The sequence below is a fragment of the Roseivivax sediminis genome (genome assembly GCF_900112685.1).
Classification (GTDB): Bacteria; Pseudomonadota; Alphaproteobacteria; order Rhodobacterales; family Rhodobacteraceae; genus Roseivivax; species Roseivivax sediminis.
Map to the genome: position 1 here is coordinate 352,765 of NZ_FOMS01000001.1, position 18,034 is coordinate 370,798.

Sequence of the window (18,034 nt, forward strand, 5' to 3'; positions counted from 1 at the left end):
CCGCTGGCACCTTGCGAGAACGAATTTCCATTGCCTGTATTTCCCGGAATCCAAGCGGCAAGCTGTACGAACCGCCCACCGCAGGACTGACGCGGCGGCGGAACCTGCAGGTTGGACGACGCCCGGCGCCCCCTCCTCGCACGGGCGTCGCACCTCGAAAGGAGCGGACGTATGGCCACAGATGGAATGGGGCCGACCATCGGCCCGGCGGTCGTACTCCTGGGCGCGGCGGTGGTTGCGGTGCCGCTCTTCCGGCGTCTGGGGCTGGGGTCGGTCCTGGGGTATTTCGCCGCCGGGGCGCTGGTGGGACCATCGGTTCTGGGGCTCTTCGCGGACCCCGACACGATCCTGCATGTCGCGGAACTCGGCGTGGTGATGTTCCTCTTCATCATCGGGCTGGAATTGCGCCCGCAGAAGCTCTGGGCGATGCGCGGGCAGATCTTCGGGTTGGGATTTGCACAGGTGAGCCTCGCGATCGCCCTTCTGACCCTGGCGGGCGTGGGGGTGTTCGGGCTGCCGCCCGTGACGGCCTTGATCGCCGGGGCGGGGTTCGTGCTGTCCTCCACGGCCGTCATCATGTCCACCTTGCAGGAGCGCGGCGAGATCGCCAGCGCCGAGGGGCAGAAATCCGTCTCCATCCTGCTCTTCGAGGATCTGCTGATCGTGCCGCTGCTCGTCGTGGTGGCGTTCCTGTCGCCGGTCAGTCAGGGCGAGGCAGGGCTGGGGGACGCGGTGCTGGCGCTGGCCGGGCTGGCGGCGCTTCTGGTGGCCGGGTATTGGCTGCTAGGCCCGTTCTTCGCCCTTCTGGCACGCGCGCGGGCACGCGAGGTGCTGAGCGCCGGGGCGCTGCTGGTGGTGCTGGGCGCGGCTCTGCTGATGGAGGCGGTGGGCCTGTCGATGGCGATGGGCGCGTTTCTGGCGGGGGTCATGCTCTCCGGCTCCAGCTATCGCCACCAGATCGAAAGCGATGTCGAGCCGTTCAAGGGCCTTCTGATGGGGCTCTTCTTTCTGGCGGTCGGCATGTCGCTGAACCTGGCCGTGGTGACCGCGGAATGGCCGCTGTTGCTGGCCATGCTGGTGGTCTACGTGCTCGTGAAGGCGGCGGCCATCTATGCCACGGCGCGGGCCTTTGGCGGCGCCAACCTCGCTGCCGTGCGCCGGACCGCCATGTTCGCCCAGGGCGGCGAGTTTGCCTTCGTCCTCTATACCGCCGCGCTCGGAGGCGGGGTCATCGACGCGCGGGAGAATGCGATTTTCTCAACCGTCGTGATCCTGTCCATGGCGATCACGCCGCTGATCCTGATCGCAGCCGACCGGTTCCTGCGCAAGCCGGGCATTGCCCTGGACGGGACCGAGACGGCCGACGGGTTACGCGGGCAGGTCCTGGTGATCGGCTTCGGGCGCTTTGGCCAGATCGCGCTGCAGATACTGCTCGCACGCGGCGCGCACGTCTCCGTTATCGAGTACGACCCCGACCGCATCCGCGATGCCGCCCGCTTCGGGTTCAAGGTCCATTACGGCGATGGCACGCGGCTCGATATCCTGCGCGCGTCGGGTGCGGGGCAGACGCAGGTGATCCTGATCTGCGTCGATGACCGCAGAACGGTCAGCGCCATCGCCGAACTTGTCCGGCACGAGTTCCCGAATGCGGCGGTGCTGGCGCGCAGCTATGATCGGGGCCATTCCATGGAGCTGATCCGCGCAGGTGTCGATTTCGAGATCCGCGAGACCGTCGAATCCGCGCTGCTGATGGGGGCGGAGGGCCTTCGCCGCCTTGGTCTGGACGAGGCTGCTGTGACCGAGGCACTGGACGATATCCGCCGCCGCGATGCGCAGCGCCTGACCGAACAGGTGCAGGGCGACATCATGTCGGGCCGGGACAAGATCCTGACCGCACCATTGCCGGAGCCCCTTGGCTCCCGTCGATCCCCTGCCGAAGAATGATCTTCTTGCGGATAGGGTTCTTGACCGTCAGGCGAGGACGCCGACAGGGAACGGATCGGGCTTGTCAGCAGGGCATTCAGGGCCATTGCTACCGGGGTAGACTCCGGCCACGGGATTGACCTGGAACGCGCGCTGCCTCGATTCCGGGGGCCGCCACGCCGACCGCGAACCCCCACGCCCGCCAGTCCGCAGCAGGTTCAGCACCGGCGTCACCATCACGGCGCCGATGATCCCCGCCGTCGTCGATTTCGACGTCAGCGACAACAGAACCTCCATCGGCAGACCGGAGGCACGGGCTAGCAGAATGGTCGATCCCGACGCGATCTGTCGTCGGCCGGCGGCCACCGCGTTCGCGGGGCCGGCAAGTGGCGTGTGCGGTGACCGAAACGGTCTGTCCCTTGACCGCCGCCTCGCTCATGGAACGCACACAATGGAGATCGCCACGAATTCGTGGCGCGGGGTACCGGCGGAACTGCGGCGCTGACCGCCTTCGGGCTGCTGCCGTTGCGCCGGTTCGGCGGCTGTTGCGTCTCTTACGTCGCCTGCGCTGCTCGCTCCTCGGTCAGGTGTTCTTCCAGCTCGGCGCTCAAGGCGGGCTCTGCCAGCGCCTTGGTCAACACCATGAGAACAGCGTCCAAAGCTTCGCCAAGCATGTCTTCGGCAGTCCGCGTTCAGCAAGCGAAGTCCGCGCTGGGCAAAGGCGACATCGTAGCAATTTCGGCTCTTTCACGGCAATTCCCGCGCCGCACCGCTCAGGCGTCTTCTCTATTCTCAGGCACAAGAGCTCGGCTCCTTCTCACATGCAAAGGATGGATCATGACCTTCCGCGACGGCCCCAACTCGCCTCATCGCCCCGAAGACTCGTCCCTCGTTGTGATCGACCACCAGCTTTGCCAGTTCGCGAACCTCGAGCGCAGCCGCGACGAGGTTGGCCGTGCGCGGCCACCCCGGCCAGCAGCCGCAACGGCGATGACACCGCTTGCCCACGAACAGAATCCAAGCGGCGTATTCTGCTCATTTGCGAAATGGCTCGCACTATGAAACAGGCACGCGCGGCCGTGATCGAGCAAAGGGATGGCCCCTTTGTCATGCACGATGTTGCTCTGGAGGCGCCGCGACCAGACGAAGTGCTCATCCGTATGGTCGCGACGGGCATTTGCGCGACCGACGCACATGTCCGGGGACAGTTGTTGCCGGCACCGCTGCCGGCGATCCTGGGACACGAGGGTGCGGGCGTCGTGGAAAGCGTCGGATCAAGCGTCACCCACCTGACGCCCGGGGACCCCGTCGTGCTTTCCTACCATTCGTGCGGACAGTGCAAGCCGTGCCACACCGCTCACGCGGCCTATTGCGACAAAGTGTGGGAAGCAAACTTCGCCGGTGCGAGACTGGACGGCTCCATCGGCGTGACGGGGCAAGGCCCGGAAAAGATACACGCCCACTTCTTCGGACAGTCTTCGTTCGCCACCTATGCCCTCGCGCACCAGCGAAACGCGGTCAAGGTAACGGCAGACGTTCCGCTGGAGATCCTCGGCCCCCTCGGCTGCGGCCTGCAAACCGGTGCCGGCGCGATCCTGAAGGCGATGAAGGTTCCGGTCGGCGCCTCCCTCGCAGTTTTCGGGGTCGGTGCGGTTGGCCTCGCCGCGATCATGGCGGCCAGAGTGGCAAGTGCCGCCACCATCATCGCGATCGACGTGAATCCTGAGAGGCTCGAGCTTGCAGGGGAACTCGGAGCAACTCACGTCGTCAATGCGGGCGGCGGGGCCGATGTCGCCGCGATGATCCGGGATATCGAACGAAGGGGCGTGGAGTTCGTCCTCGACACCAGCGGGCGCTCGACGAACCTGGATGCCGGGATCGCCGCGCTCGCGCCAATGGGACATTTCGGCTTCGTCGCCTTCGGCGAGCATTCGGGTGCGGTCGTGGACGCCTCGCGTTTGACGGTCGGACAGACGCTTCAGGGCATCATTCAGGGCGACGCCGTGTCCGCGCTTATGATCCCCGAACTCATCGAACTCTATCGCAGCGGCCGTTGCCCGTTCGATCGTCTGATCACGTTCTACGACTTCGCCGACATCAACGAAGCATTCGAAGACGTCGCCAAAGGTCGCGTGCTCAAGGCCGTCCTCCGCTTCGACACCCCGGCTGCCTAGTCGACCGGAATCCGCAACCAGCCAGGAAAGAAAGAAGCCAATGTGCGAAAATCATCAGAAGCCTATCACAGCATCGGACAAGCCGGAATTTTTCGGCATTGACCGATACGGATTTCCCGAAGCGGGCGAGCATCCGCTCGATCCCGCGGAATACTACCCGCCCTATTTCTGGAGCGACCGTTTCCAGAGGCTCGGCTACCACGTCGAGGAACTTCGCGACGGGTTCTACTGGGTCACCAGCGGAGGGTATGACGCCGCGTTCGTGGTGACCAGTGACGGCGTGATCGCAATCGATGCACCGCCCACATTGGGTGAGAACATGCTGGCAGCAATCGAGGATGTCACGGACAAGCCGGTGACCCACGTCATCTACAGCCACTGGCATACCGACCACATCGGGGCCGCCTCGGTATACGGGCCGAACGTCGAGATCGTCGCGCACGAGATCACCAGGGAACTGCTGGAGCGCTTCCCGGATCCGGGTCGACCGCTGCCGACGGTCACCTTTGCGGACGACTATACGCTGACGGTCGGCGGCGTGACGCTGGAGCTGTCCTACAAGGGCGAGAACCACTGCCCCGGCAACATCTTCATCTACGCCCCGGCGCACAAGGTGCTGACCTGCATCGACATCATCAGCCCCGGCAGCGCCACCTTCATGCACTGCGACGCCTCCCAGAACATCACCGCCTGGTATGAGGCCCAGCACCAGATCATGGAGTACGACTTCGACTACCTCGTTGCCGGCCATCACATGAAGTACGGCACGCCGGAGCTGGTCAAGGAGGCGATCGAGTACTTCGCTGACGTACTCGAAGGTGCCCAAGCGGCCATCGATATCTATTCGCGATCCGACCGGCTGATGGACATCCTGCTGAAACCGGGCCTCGACCGCATCTGGGTCGGGTCGGAAAACTGGATAAACTCGATGGCCAATTACGCGACCAAGCACGTGCTGGAGAAGAAGACCAGCAATGGCAAGCTCTGGTCCGAGCGTCTGGCCGGCGTGACGAGCATGACCAAGTATCACGCCTATACCGTCATGGAGTCGATCCGCCTGGAACGCCCGCGCCCCAACTACCGTCAGCGTGGCGAGAACCCGCCGCCGTTCCTGGCCTAGGCTCTGGCTCGCTCCTCCCGTCCCGACCATGCGGCGGGCGCCACGAAACTCGGCGCCGTTGCGCTGCGGCACGATGCCGGAACCCGCTGCGAGGCGGTAGGCCGGAGGCTTGCCAGCCGGCCGGAGGGACGTCCATGACCGGGGTCACGGAACCGATCCGCCAAGACCAGGTCGGCCTGCAACGACCGCGGGTTGAACAACACCGGGTTCTCGAAACCGCCTCTGATCCTGGTCCGATTCCGCTCGGATTTGTCGAGGCTTCTTCATCCTCCGCGAAATGAAACTCCTGACACGAAGGCCATGAACCATGCTTCAAAGATCAATCGACCGTGTCACCAGGATTCCCGCGCTCGGTCCGGGCTTTGACGGTGACCATCACAAGGCCGCCCTGGTGGTCGCGCCTGGTGATCTGCCCGCGACCGACCCTTTCTTCCTGATGGCCGATGACAACGTCACGCGGGCGGGAGCGTTCGGAGAGCCGCACCCCCACGCCGGCCTGGAAACCGTTACCTTCATGCTCAAAGGCTCCATGCAGGATACGGGCGGCAAGCTCGAGGAGGGCGATGTGGAGTGGATGACGGCGGGCAGCGGCATCGTTCATGCGGAAAACTCGATGGTCTCCGCCGGGATGCGGCTGTTCCAGCTTTGGCTGATCCTTCCCGAGGCAGAGCGCAACATGCCGCCCAGGGTCCAGATCCTGCGCCGCGACGCGATGCCGACGCATACCGAACCCGGCGTCGCCGCGACGGTTTACAGTGGCAGGCTGGGGAACGCGGAGGCCCCGACGCGGAACGCCGTGCCGGTCACCCTCGTCGATATCGAACTGGAGCCGGGAGCAACGTTCGAATTGCCGCTGCCTGCTTCGTACAATGCCTTCGCAGTCGTCATCGATGGCGCAGTGGACGCCGGTGCCGAAGATCATCAGCTCGGCACAGGTTCGGTTGGGTGGAGTGGCCCCGCAGACGGAGAAGAAGGTTGCCTAAATCTGAAAGCGCTTGAAGGTGGCGCGAGAGTGCTGGTGTATGCTGGCCAGCCCCAGAACATCGAGGTGGTTGCGAAGGGACCCTTTATCGCCGGGTCACGCGAAGAACTCTCAGGCTATTATACAACTTATCGGAACGGGAAGTTCCCGCACGCCGGCACGATGCGTCCCGTGGATCATGCCGGTGAAGATACGGCGTAACGAACAGGGGGTACAGCCCGCTGCCGGTTTCGGGAACACGCGATCAAAGGTCCATCGTCACGGCCTGGAACTCCATCGGATAGCCCGGTTTCCTGTGGCGACGAATTTGGGTCGCACAAGCGTTTGATGGTGTCCTGAACCGAATGACAACGCCCCCTGGTCGCAGTGGCTCGCGGCCGGGGGCAGCGCCCGGACAGACGACGCGAAGAAATCACACCCGCCGACATTGATATATCGAGAAACCTCGATTACCTACCGGTCATGAAGACGCTGGATGTGTTCAAAGCCCTGTCGAACGAGACGCGCCTCAAGATCTTGAACGGGTTGCGAGAGCCGGAGAAGAACTTCCCCCCGCAGGACGAGGGGGATTTCCACCTGGATGGTGTCTGCGTCAGCAGCATTCAGGAGGCGGTCGGGCTGAGCCAGTCGACGGTCTCGGGCTACCTTGCCACTCTCGAGCGTGCAGGGCTAGTGCGGTCCAAAAGGATGGGTCCCTGGACCTACTACAAGCGCAACGAAGAGAACATTCGGCGCGTGTTGAAAGCACTGGAAGAGGATCTGTAACGCGGGGGCGAACTCCGCGCGACGTTTTCGCTAGGGTATCGTTTTTTCGAGATATCTAGATTTCCAAGAACGGAGAAACAACGATGCAAGCTCTCACGCTCCCCCGCTTCGGCGGGCCCGATGCCTTTACACTGTCGGACCTCGAGGTGCCTTCGCCCGGCTCCGGCGAAGTTCTGGTCCGGGTACATGCGACCTCGATCAACCCGCTCGACTACCAGGTGCGGCGCGGCGACTACGCCGATCTGGTCCCCCTGCCCGCGATCACCGGTCACGATGTCTCGGGCGTCGTCGAAGCCGTCGGCTCCGGCGTCTCGGCGTTCAAGCCGGGCGATGCGGTATGGTACACGCCGGAGATCTTCGGCGGACCGGGCAGCTACGCCGAGTACCACGTCGCCAGCGAGGCGATCGTCGGCCACAAGCCGGCCGGCCTGACGCACCTGGAGGCGGCCAGCCTCAGCCTCGTCGGCGGCACGGTCTGGGAGGCGCTGATAAGCCGCGCCGGTTTGCGCGTCGGTGAGAGCATCCTGATCCAAGGCGCCGCTGGCGGCGTCGGCCACATCGCCGTTCAGGTCGCCAAGGCCACCGGCGCCTTCGTCATCGCGACCGCCTCCGATTACAACGCGGACTTCGTCAGGAGCATCGGCGCCGACGTCGTGATCGACTACCGCGCGGAGGACTACGTCACCGCCGTGAACCGCGAGACCGCCGGCGCGGGCGTGGACGTCGTGCTCGACACCATCGGCGGCGACACGCTCGAGAAAAGCCCGCATGTGCTGGCGCAGCTCGGCCGGATCGTCTCCATCGTAGACATCACCACGCCGCAGAACCTGGTCGAGGCCTGGGGGCGCAACGCCAGCTACCACTTCGTGTTCACCCGCCAGAACCGCGGCAAGCTCGATGAGCTGTCGACTCTGGTTCAGCGCGGACTGCTAAAACCCCATCACGGTGCGACCTATCCGCTCGCCGGGATCCCCGACGCCCATGCGCTGCTGGAGACGCCGCGCAACGGACTGCGTGGCAAGATCGGCATCGCCGTCGCACAAGAGGACTGATCCCATGGATGACGCATTGTCCGGCGACCGCTCTGCGGACATCGCCCTGCCGCGCCATGACGCCTTCGACCGGGTCTTCGTGCCCGGCAGGACGACGCTCGGCCTGTTCTTTCCGATCGAGGCCTTCAAGGGCCTCGTGCCGACCCTGAAGGACCAGGCGTCGCTGGCGCAGAAAGCCGAAGACCTGGGCTTCACGGCGCTCTGGGCACGCGATGTGCCGCTCTTGGACCCCAGCTTCGGCGACGTCGGGCAGATCCACGACCCCTGGGTCTGGCTTGCCGCGATGGCGACCCAGACCAGCCGGATCGCCCTGGGGACGGGCGCCGCGGTCATCACGCTGCGCCATCCGCTGGAAACCGCGAAAGCGGCGGCGTCGGTCGATCTTCTGTCTGGCGGACGCGTTCTCTTGGGCGTGGCCAGCGGCGACCGGCCGGTGGAGTTCCCGGCCTACGGGCGCGACCACGCCACGCGCGGCGCGGACTTCCGCGAGGCGCTGGGCTTCCTGCGCCGCGCGTTGGGCGAAAGCTTTCCCGACATCAACTCGCCGCTGGGGCGGATGCAGGGCGTGGACCTTCTGCCGAAGCCGGTCCGCGGCCGCCTGCCGGTCCTGATCACGGGACGCAGCCAGCAGTCCCTCGACTGGGTTGCCGCCAACACCGATGCGTGGCTGACCTATCCCCGGCCCCCTGCGGCACATCTCAAGGCGATGCAGGACTGGCGGGCGGCGGCCGACCTTGCCGGCGTCGCGACGCCCCCGGTCGCCCAGTCGCTCTACATTGACCTGGCGGACGATCCCGGTGCGCAGCCGACACCCATCCACCTGGGCTATCGACTGGGGCGCCACGCCCTGACCGACCTTCTGCGCGGCCTCGCGGAGACCGGGGTCGGTCACGTCGCGCTCAACCTGCGCTTCGCGACGCGCGATGCACGCGACGTGGTCGAAGAGATCGGCACGCATGTGATCCCCGGGCTCGGCGCCGTCCAGGCGCCGGCCGTCGCCCATCCTTGATCAGCAACCGGAGGCACGTCGCCATGGTCATCGAACTTGCAAAATTCCGGCTCACGCCCGGCAAGGCCGGGGCGTTTCTGAACGCCATCGACGAGGCCGCGCCGCTCCTGCAGGGGGCCGCCGGCTATCGGGGTCACAGCGTCGGTCTCGGCGTCGAGGATCCGGGGACAGCGACATTGATCGTCGCCTGGCGAAGCCACGCCGATCACGTGGTGCGGTTCGAGCCGAGCGAGGCCCATCAGGCGCTGATCGACAGTCTCGACGGGCTTTACGAGGGCGACATCGACGTCCTCCACGTCGATGCGGAGGTGCCGCAGCCGCCCGCCGCCCCACAGGCCTGAGCCGTCCGGTGCATGCGGACGGCCGGTCCCGGGCCACCGGGGCCGGCGGCGTCATGGCGCCCGGATCGCGATGCGGGCGCCGGCGCGCGGGCCTCAACGGGCCAATGCGGCGGGGACATCCCGGTCCGGGCGGGGACGCATCGGGGGGCCGGTCACGACCGACCCTCACCGCACCTCGGTCGAAGACCCTCACCCCTTCCGGCGCATCACGATCATCTTCTCCTGCACCATCTCCCGCATGGTGTAGGGTATGCCCCCGGTTCCGTACCCGCTTTCCCGGCGCCCGGCGAACGGCATCCAGTCCGTGCGGAACGCGGTGGCGTCGTTGATCATCACCGCCGAGGCGTCAAGTCGATCGGCCGCGCGCAGCGCCAAGTCGATATCTTGCGCAAAGACGCTGGCCTGGAACGCCGTCGGAAGCGCGTTGGCACGCGATATCGCCTCGGAAAGATCGCGATAGCGCAGCACTGCCACTACCGGGCCGAACACTTCCTCGGTCACGATCCTAGCGTCCGGCGCCGGGTCCAGCAGGACCGCCGGGCGCAGCGTGGTCTCCGACAGCCGGTCGCCCCCGGTGGCGAGGACGGCACCGCCTTCCACGGCCTGTCGCGTCCAGTCCGAAACCCGGTCGGCCTCCCGCGGCAGGATCAGCGGTCCGACTTCGGTATCGCCCAGTGTCGGATCGGCGGTGCGCAGGGCCTCGACGCGCGCCACCAGCCGGTCGGTGAAGTCGTCGGCGATGTCCTCGTGCACGAAGATCCGCTGGGTCGAAACGCAGACCTGTCCGGCATGATAGAAGCCGCCCTTGACCACGGGCTCGATGATCGCATCCAGGTCGGCGCTGCGATCGACGATGGCGGGCGCCACGCCGCCATGCTCCAGCGCGGAGCGTGTGCCAGGAGCGAGCTTGTGATGCAGCGACCAGCCAACGCGGGCCGAGCCGATGAAACTGAGAAAGCCCACCCGCCGGTCCGTCGCCAAGCTCTCGGCCAGGGCGTTGCCGTCGGGAAGGAAGCTCTGGCACCACGGCTCCGGCAGGCCGGCCTCGTGGACCAGCGCGACGAAATCGAGGCACGACAGGGGTGTCGTGCTCGCCGGCTTGACGATGACCGGGCAGCCGACCGCGATCGCCGGCGCCACCTGGTGGACGATCAGGTTGAGCGGATGGTTGAAGGCCGAGATGGCCGCGACGATGCCGATCGGCTCCCTAGTGGTGAACGCCCACCGGTTCTCCGCCGCGGCCGAGAGGCCCATGGGGATTTCCCGGCCGGCGAAGCCACGCAGCTCGTCGGCCGCGTTGTGGACGCCGTCGATGGCACGGGTGGTCTCGACGATGGCGTCGGGCAACGGCTTGCCGCCCTCGCGCGCGATCTGCATCGCGAGGTGGTCGCGCCGGCCTTCCATCAACGCCGCGAGCCTGCGCAGGATCGCCATCCGCTGATGCGGCCGCAACCAGGCGTCGCGATTCCGGAACGTCCTTTCGGCGGCTTGAAGCTTGCGCTCCAGCGAGGCGGCACCATCTGTCGTGACCTCCGCGATCGGCGTGCGGTCAAACGCCTGTGAAACGGTCAGCATGACGGGGCCTTTCCTGCTGGATCATGCGCATTCGACACCGGGCGAGCGGTTCTTCAGCTCTTCGACCAACACGCGCGAGTTTTCGGAGTAGTCGATCGGCACGTCGATCAGATGGACGCCGCCTCCCGCAAAGGCGGCCTCCAGTGTCGGAACAAGATCCTCGACCGCCGTCACCCGCGATCCGCGCGCGCCATGGGCCCGCGCATATTGCACGAAATCGGGGTTGTTGAACGTCATGCCGAAATCGGGGAAGCCGTCGACCGCCTGTTTCCAGCGGATCATGCCGTAGGCGCTGTCGTTCAGGATCACCACCACGAGGTTCAGCCCCAGCCGCACCGCCGTTTCCATTTCCTGCGAGTTCATCATGAAGCCGCCGTCGCCGCAGATCGCCATCACGCGGCGATCCGGGTGCAGCATGGCCGCCATCATCGCCGAGGGCAGACCCGCTCCCATGGTCGCCAGCGCATTGTCGAGGATCAGCGTGTTGGCGACATGCGTGCGGTAGTTGCGGCTGAACCAGATCTTGTACATGCCGTTGTCGAGACAGACGATGCCGTCCTCCGGCATGACCTTGCGGACATCATGGACGACCCGCTGCGGCGTGATCGGAAAACGGTCCTCGTCGGCGCGGTCGTTCAGATGTGCGAGGATACGCTGGCGCAATTCGGGCAGCTCTTCATCGGACGAAAGCCGCCCCTGCAGCCGTTCGGCCAGCGCCATCGTCGAAGCGCCGATATCCCCGATCACCTCGAAGTCCGGGTGATAGACCTCTTCCACCGTGGCGGACTGGTAGCCGATGTGGATAACCTTCGGCCCGCCCGCGCTTCTCATCAGGAACGGCGGCTTTTCGACGGTGTCGTGGCCGATGGCGATGATCAGGTCGGCGCGTTCGATGGCCTCGTGAACGTAGTCGCCTTCCGAAAGCGCGGCAGTACCCACGTAGAGGTTCGAGCCACCATCGACGGCGCCCTTGCCCATCTGGGTGTTGAAGAACGGCAGCCCCGTGCGGACGATGAAGGCCGACAGCGGCTCGACCAGCGCCGGCCTGTTGCCGGCTGCGCCGACCATCACCAGCGGACGCTTCGCCTCCAGGATCATCCGGGTGGCGGTCTCGAGAGCGTCTCTGTGGGCGACGGCGCGTTCCGGGGCATGCGGTGGGACGAGGGTGGCATCGGCCACGGTCTCGGCGGCGACGTCCTCGGGCAGTTCAAGGTGCACCGGACCCGGCCGTTCCTCCATCGCGACACGGAAGGCATCGCGCACCGTCGTGGGGATGGAGCCCGCGCTGACGATCTGGCGCGCCATCTTGGTCAGTGGCCTCATGGAGCCCACGACATCCACGATCTGGAACCGTGCCTGCCGCGCGCTCATCACCGCCTTCTGGCCCGTCACGAGGATCATCGGCATCGCGCCGAGATGGGCATACGCCGCGCCGGTGGCGAAGTTCAGTGCGCCGGGACCGAGCGTGGCCAGGCAGACGCCGGGCCTGCCGGTCAGCCGCCCGTGAGTCGCGGCCATGAAGGCCGCGGCCTGTTCATGTCTTGTGAGAACAAGCTCGATGCCGGAGTTCCGTATCGACTCGAGAACGTCGAGATTCTCCTCGCCCGGAACACCGAAGACGCGCTGAACGCCCTCGCTTTCCAGCGCCGCGACAAGTATATCGGATCCCTTGTGCATGGTGTCGGGCCTGCCTTGCTACATTGATGGTTTGCCGATCGACCGCGCGGCGCTATGGGTCATACTGGCTCATCCGTTCTCGCGCCGTTGGTGCCTTGACGATTGTGTGCTGGTCCTCCTGGCTGCCCGGGAGGCAAGACGCAGTCGGAGGTGTTCAAGACCTTTCTGCCGAGATTTGCACATTCAGTCGATGTCGCAACGCCATGACATCTTCTCTCATCAGAGCATGGCCAGCCCCCGGGTAGACGCGCCGCGCGACAGTGGCGCCGAGACCGCGAAGCACATCGGCGCTTTCTTCGAACCGGGCCAGGGGAATGTGTGGGTCACGCTCGTGACAACTCAGTTCGACGTTCAGCCCGTGAAGCTCGGTAGCGTAGTCGAAGCGCTTGCCGCGATACCCATAGAGGTCTGCCTGGGGCCCGGTCATGGCGTCGTCGGTGCCGACCAGTGCACCCGAGAAGCCGAATACCGTACTCAAACCCTGTCCCTGCCGCGCGGCGAATTCGAGGCCGAGACAGGCGCCCTGGCTGAAGCCACAGATGGATATCGCGTTCAGCGGCAACCCGTCGGACCGGAGCTCTGCGACCGCTGCCGCCACAGCATCGAGGCCCCGGTCGAGCCATGCAGAGAGTTCGGAAAAGGGAGCAAGGAAACTCACCGGCCACCACGACCGTTCCGGGGCCTCGGGTGCGATCACCGCGACGTCGGGCAGAGCAAGCGTGTCGAACATCGACACCATGTCGGCCGCCGACCCGCCGCGTCCGTGCAGCAGGACGAGGCCAGCGATCGCCCGATCCTTTGAGGCACCCCCGCGCTTCACGACGCTAACTCGAGTGGCGGCAGCACCCGTTCGATCCGGGCGCGCAAGTGCTCGTATTTCGGCGGCAGCTTGAGCGCCGTGCCGAGCGAGCCGGGCGCTTCATCTACGGCGAAACCCGGTGGGTCCGTCGCGATCTCGAAAAGCACGCCCCCCGGCTCGCGGAAGTAGATCGCATTGAAGTACTGCCGGTCGATCACCGGCGTCACGTCGCACCCGGCCGCCAGCAGTCGTTCGCGCCATTCGAGCTGGATGTCATCGCTCTCGGCGCGGAAGGCGATATGGTGGATCGTCCCGACGCCGCTGCGCGGCGGTCCAGGCGCGTCGGAGGACACGATGTCGATGATCGATGCCGGCCCCTTGCCTTTTGCCACGAAGCGCAACCGCTCGGTCCGGCCAGTTTCGGAACCGGCCGCATCGTAGCCAAGATGCTCGGTCAGCAGTCGTGCGGTCGGCTCCGGGTTCCGCTCCCAAAGCGTGACTGAATGGAAACCGGCAAGCGCCTCGCCGTTGACCGAATCCGTCTCGATCAGTTCGACAGGGGCCCCGTCCGGATCGTGCAGCACGACGACACGCGCACCGAACCGCACCTCCGCCTTGTCGACGCTATCGGCGTCGAGCCTGCGACGGTCGACCCAGCCGTTGAGAGCCTCGGCCGACACCCGATACGCGACAGCGCTCGCCATGCCGGGCCCTGCCCGACCCGGTGCCGCGCCGACGAACGGAAAGAAGGTCATGATCGTTCCCGGCGATCCTGCGTCGTCGCCGTAATAGAGGTGGTAGGTTTCGGGGGCGTCGAAATTCACGGTCTTCTTCACCAGCCGTTGACCCAGCAGGCCGGCATAGAAGTCCAGATTCTCTTGCGGCGCGCCGCATATCGACGTGATGTGATGAAGTCCGGGGATTGCTCCTACAGGCATTCCGTCACCTCGAATCGGAGATGAAGCGTTTGGCGCGCATGCGCCGCACGACCAGGAGGTGCACCGGCGACCTTGCCGAGGCCCCGTCCGGCGCGTGCGCAAGGCTGCTTTGCTTCAAGAGGTCTTCTTCAGTCATCGCGTCTGCCTTTCAGCCAAGTTCGCCCACGAGCGTTGGAAGGAGTTCCGAGACGGTCGGATGGATTGGCATGCTCCGGCCGAGCACTTCGGCCGGAGCGCCTGCATTCATCAGATAGAGAATTCCGTGGATCGCCTCGTCGCCGCCCGGACCAAGGACGCTGCCACCGAGGATCAGACCGCTCTTTGCGTCGACGACGAGCTTCATCAGGCCCTGCGCCTCGCCTTTCTCGACCGCCCGGCCCACGCGGGACATCGGACGCGAGGCGACCCGGACGTCATAGCCCGACGCCCGCGCCTGCGCCTCGGTCAGGCCCGCACGCCCCAGCGGCGGATCGATGTAAAGGGCGTAGCCCGGAACACGGTCGCCGATGTTCCGGTCGCCACCGTCGAGCAGGTTTGCCGCGACGATCTCGTGATCGTCCCAGCTGGTATGCGTGAAGGCGCCACGGCCGTTGCAATCCCCAAGCGCCCAGATGCCCGGCACGGCCGTCTCGAGCCGTTCGTTCACCGGCACGAAGCCGCGCGCGTCGACTTCGAGACCCGCCGCCTCGAGGGAAAGGTCGTCGGTGTTCGGCGCCCGGCCGACGGCGAGCAGGACATCGCTGCCATGTATCTCCGGGGCGCCCTCCTCGCAGCCGACATGAACGCAGACACCGTCCGGACCAGGAGCGAGCGCGATGCACTTTGCCGCCGTTCGGATCGCGACCCCCTCCGCCGCGAGGATACCTCGGATCGCTTCGGAAATCTCCGGATCCTCTCGCTGAAGGAGAGCGGAGGCACGCTCGACCACAGTCACTTCGGCGCCGAAGCGGCGGTACATTTGTGCAAACTCGAGCCCGATGTAGCTGCCACCGACGACGACCAGGTGACGTGGAAGCCGGTCCAGATCGAGAATTGTGGTGCTGGTGAGGTAGGGGACATCGCGCACACCCGGCAGATCGGGACGAGAAGGACGCGCGCCCACATTCAGGAAAATGCGGGGCGCGCTCAAACGAATGCCCGCGACCTCCAGAGTGTCCGGCGCCACGAACCGTGCGTGCCCACGCAGCAGGGTAAGCCCCTCCATGCCCTCCAGCCAGCGTTCGAGCCCCTCCCCGGAGGCTGACACCACCTGCCGCATGCGCGTCCGAACGCGCGCCATGTTCGCCGTTGGCGGCAGCGTGTCGATACCGAAGTCAGCCGCCCGGCGGACGATATGGGCGGCGTGCGCCGAAGCGGCCAAGGTCTTCGTCGGCGTGCAGCCCGCGTTAACGCACGTGCCACCAATCAGTTTGCGCTCGACCAATGCGACCCGCATGCCCGCTCCGGTCAGCCGAGCGGCAAGAGCCGGTCCTGCCTGCCCCGCGCCGACGATGATTGCATCGAATTCAGTCACGCATCCTCCACCTGGGTCAAGCCTGCCGAACGGTTGGGCCATCGCCGTCAGCAACGGGTTTCCATACTGAGCCGAACGTCGTGTAGGGAGCACACGGGCTCCGGTCGCTTGGTGGACTTCGCGACATGGTCACGAACGATGAACGAGCATGGATCATTTGCCTACGGGACGGCGAAGCCTCTTCCCTCAGTTCCGGCGCAGATGGGCCGCCGAGCGGCATTGCCCCGAAAATAGGGAGGTGTTTCCGTCAGATAAGCGATGGCCATCGTCGCGTTGACGACCATCGCATTTGAATAACCGATCGGGAGCCCCGGCTCAGTTGTCCATTGTCATGCCGGCGGTGGCGGCCGTCAGGATGGAGGTTGCGCCTTCGTTGCTGCCGCAGATCGATCTCAGCCGCACCTTGGCGGAGTCGGGGTTCTGCCGCGAACCCAGCCGCGTGACGAGGTCCGTGGCCGCCTGGAGCTGCAGCGCGTCGTCGAAATCGCGGTACTGTGCACAGCTGACGCTCGACAGATCTTCGGAGTCAGCCTGGGCATGAGCCGCGGTCGCCATGACCGCGATGAGAGGTGTGACGATTGCGTAGGTTTTCAGGGCGTTCATAGAAGTGCTCTCCGTGTTTAGCGTTAATATTCCGTACAGATCTCGGGGCACGCCGCGGCATTTGAGCGTTGGCAGGCCCCGTTGATTGCAATGAAAGTTTTGCGCAGATCGACAGGCCGGATATTCTGAATTCTACCCAGACTTTTTCACGATCCGGGCAGTCGGCGCCCGCCAGTTGCGCGTTCTGCCACCAGGCGCGGGTAGATCGGTGTGCAAAATGAAAAACTGCGCGCGGAACCTGTAAGACAGCGGCGGCCTCACCCGGCAAGTTGAAGATCAGCGTCTGCCTTCCGGCAGCTGCCCAAGATGTCGCCGATCGGAAGACGGTCCTCGATACCGCTGCAGCGGCCTTGGAAAACATGGAGCACGAGATGACCGCAATACGCACCTCGATCGCCGGTACGATCCTCGCAGCACTTCTGACAACCACGGTGTCGGCGAATGAGGATGCCTCGCAGGTTCTGATCGAAGCCAATGTCACGCAACTTTCGACCCATATGGGCGAGATGCAGATGGGCGTCGACGTCCTCGGCCTCGTTGTCGACAATGCGCTTCGCTTCGAACCGTTTCAAAGCATCGGCGACATGTTCGGGCGCGACGATGTCGTCTACCTGATGCGGCACGGCCCGACGGACTGGAGCAAGCTCGACATGGCGGATGTCGCGCCCGCCGATTGCGGGAACCAGCGCGTCATGTCCCCGGAGGGACGCCAGCAGATGGCCGATCTCGGCGCGCTCCTGGCTTCGAACAACCTGGTGCCGTCGCGGATCGTTGTCAGCGAGTGGTGCCGCAACCAACAGACCTATGAGGCTCTCATGCAGGGCATGGGCGCCGTCGACGATCGCATCGCCCGTGACATGCCGATGGAGACTGACCCGGGTCTCAACCTGCTGCTGTCGCTGCAGGGCGCGAAGAGCGTAGAGCCGCTGCGCCAACGGATCGCCGCCTGGGACGGAGATCCGGAACGCAATGGGCCGCTGCTCCTGATCACACATTACACCAATATCGAGGAGTTGACACAGTTCCGGGTCTTCGAAGGCGAGGTTCTCGTGATCGATCCTGACCGGGAAAATCGCGTTCTGGGCTACATTCGACTGCGCTCGGCCTCGCCGGACGTGGGGCATTTCGCGGACGCCATGGCGTCGCCTCTGAACAAAGAGGAGATGGCATTCGATATGGTGGAAAGATACTATCGGGCCCTGAACACGCGCGATGCTGAGCAGTTCGCAGGCCTTCTGGCGGACGACTGGTTCATGCACGGAGAATCGCCGTCGCTGCCGTCGCAGGACATGGACACGTTCCTCGCCGAAGTCGGGATGTATGTCGAAGGCATCCCCGACATCGCTTACGAGATCGACTCCCTGCATTTTGCCGATGACGTTGTCACGACAATCGGAACGTTGAGCGGCACCCATACCGGGCCCATCCTCGGGATCGAAGGCACCGGGCGGCATGTGGAATTCGGTGCCATCGCCGTGCACCGGGTTCGGGACGGGGTGATCTACGAAAGCTGGCAACTGCCGGATCGGCTGGGTCTGCTGCAACAGATCCAGCAGGAGTGAC

The 18,034-nt window shown here is 65.3% G+C and carries 17 protein-coding genes; 10 read left to right on the plus strand and 7 right to left on the minus strand.

All coding sequences use genetic code 11. The annotated features are described in order from the left end of the window. The first annotated feature begins 171 nt into the window (after window positions 1–171). Window positions 172–1,944 (plus strand): monovalent cation:proton antiporter-2 (CPA2) family protein, encoded by a 1,773-nt coding sequence (locus tag F3H57_RS01785; RefSeq protein ID WP_149754152.1) that lies wholly within the window; start codon window positions 172–174, stop codon window positions 1,942–1,944. Window positions 1,945–1,971: 27 nt separating this feature from the next. Here F3H57_RS01785 and F3H57_RS01790 read toward each other — a convergent pair whose 3' ends face one another. After that, entirely contained in the window at window positions 1,972–2,208 is a 237-nt protein-coding gene (locus tag F3H57_RS01790; protein WP_188129574.1) for a hypothetical protein, read from the minus strand. 552 nt (window positions 2,209–2,760) lie between these two features. Between F3H57_RS01790 and F3H57_RS01795 the strand changes: the two genes are divergently transcribed. From F3H57_RS01795 to F3H57_RS01830, 8 genes are all read left to right on the plus strand, one after another. Beyond that, on the plus strand, window positions 2,761–2,985 hold the full coding sequence (locus tag F3H57_RS01795; RefSeq protein ID WP_149754153.1) for a hypothetical protein: 225 nt from the start codon (window positions 2,761–2,763) through the stop codon (window positions 2,983–2,985). Further along, on the plus strand, window positions 2,982–4,097 hold the full coding sequence (locus tag F3H57_RS01800) for an NAD(P)-dependent alcohol dehydrogenase (RefSeq protein WP_149754154.1): 1,116 nt from the start codon (window positions 2,982–2,984) through the stop codon (window positions 4,095–4,097). The genes F3H57_RS01795 and F3H57_RS01800 overlap by 4 nt, the downstream gene beginning before the upstream one ends. Before the next feature lie 40 nt (window positions 4,098–4,137). Beyond that, window positions 4,138–5,217 (plus strand): MBL fold metallo-hydrolase, encoded by a 1,080-nt coding sequence (locus tag F3H57_RS01805; RefSeq protein WP_149754155.1) that lies wholly within the window; start codon window positions 4,138–4,140, stop codon window positions 5,215–5,217. A 307-nt stretch (window positions 5,218–5,524) separates the two neighbouring features. Beyond that, a complete protein-coding gene (locus F3H57_RS01810; protein ID WP_149754156.1) occupies window positions 5,525–6,400 on the plus strand; it encodes a pirin family protein in 876 nt (291 codons plus the stop codon). 261 nt (window positions 6,401–6,661) lie between these two features. Next, window positions 6,662–6,964, plus strand: coding sequence for an ArsR/SmtB family transcription factor (locus tag F3H57_RS01815; protein ID WP_149754157.1), 303 nt, complete (start codon window positions 6,662–6,664; stop codon window positions 6,962–6,964). Between the two features lie 83 nt (window positions 6,965–7,047). Then, on the plus strand, window positions 7,048–8,016 hold the full coding sequence (locus tag F3H57_RS01820; protein WP_149754158.1) for a zinc-dependent alcohol dehydrogenase family protein: 969 nt from the start codon (window positions 7,048–7,050) through the stop codon (window positions 8,014–8,016). 4 nt (window positions 8,017–8,020) lie between these two features. Continuing rightward, the gene (locus F3H57_RS01825; RefSeq protein WP_149754159.1) at window positions 8,021–9,025 is read left to right on the plus strand and encodes an LLM class oxidoreductase; all 1,005 of its coding nucleotides are present in this window, start codon (window positions 8,021–8,023) and stop codon (window positions 9,023–9,025) included. Between the two features lie 23 nt (window positions 9,026–9,048). Further along, the gene (locus F3H57_RS01830; RefSeq protein WP_149754160.1) at window positions 9,049–9,366 is read left to right on the plus strand and encodes an antibiotic biosynthesis monooxygenase family protein; all 318 of its coding nucleotides are present in this window, start codon (window positions 9,049–9,051) and stop codon (window positions 9,364–9,366) included. A gap of 189 nt (window positions 9,367–9,555) precedes the next feature. Here F3H57_RS01830 and F3H57_RS01835 read toward each other — a convergent pair whose 3' ends face one another. The 6 genes from F3H57_RS01835 to F3H57_RS01860 form a co-directional block, all read right to left on the minus strand. Next, a complete protein-coding gene (locus F3H57_RS01835) occupies window positions 9,556–10,941 on the minus strand; it encodes an aldehyde dehydrogenase family protein (protein ID WP_149754161.1) in 1,386 nt (461 codons plus the stop codon). A 21-nt stretch (window positions 10,942–10,962) separates the two neighbouring features. Next, complete coding sequence (locus F3H57_RS01840) at window positions 10,963–12,618, minus strand: acetolactate synthase large subunit (RefSeq protein WP_149754162.1); 1,656 nt, start codon at window positions 12,616–12,618, stop codon at window positions 10,963–10,965. Between the two features lie 154 nt (window positions 12,619–12,772). Further along, on the minus strand, window positions 12,773–13,438 hold the full coding sequence (locus F3H57_RS01845; protein ID WP_223162904.1) for an alpha/beta hydrolase: 666 nt from the start codon (window positions 13,436–13,438) through the stop codon (window positions 12,773–12,775). Then, window positions 13,435–14,355, minus strand: coding sequence for a ring-cleaving dioxygenase (locus tag F3H57_RS01850; RefSeq protein WP_149754164.1), 921 nt, complete (start codon window positions 14,353–14,355; stop codon window positions 13,435–13,437). The genes F3H57_RS01845 and F3H57_RS01850 overlap by 4 nt, the downstream gene beginning before the upstream one ends. A gap of 148 nt (window positions 14,356–14,503) precedes the next feature. Next, window positions 14,504–15,868: an FAD-containing oxidoreductase gene (locus tag F3H57_RS01855; protein ID WP_223162905.1), complete on the minus strand. Its 1,365-nt coding sequence runs from the start codon at window positions 15,866–15,868 to the stop codon at window positions 14,504–14,506. A 315-nt stretch (window positions 15,869–16,183) separates the two neighbouring features. Continuing rightward, complete coding sequence (locus F3H57_RS01860) at window positions 16,184–16,471, minus strand: hypothetical protein (RefSeq protein ID WP_149754165.1); 288 nt, start codon at window positions 16,469–16,471, stop codon at window positions 16,184–16,186. Window positions 16,472–16,740: 269 nt separating this feature from the next. On the opposite strand from F3H57_RS01860, the gene F3H57_RS01865 reads away from it, so the two are divergent. Further along, the gene (locus tag F3H57_RS01865; RefSeq protein WP_149754166.1) at window positions 16,741–18,033 is read left to right on the plus strand and encodes an ester cyclase; all 1,293 of its coding nucleotides are present in this window, start codon (window positions 16,741–16,743) and stop codon (window positions 18,031–18,033) included. Window position 18,034: the final 1 nt, after the last annotated feature.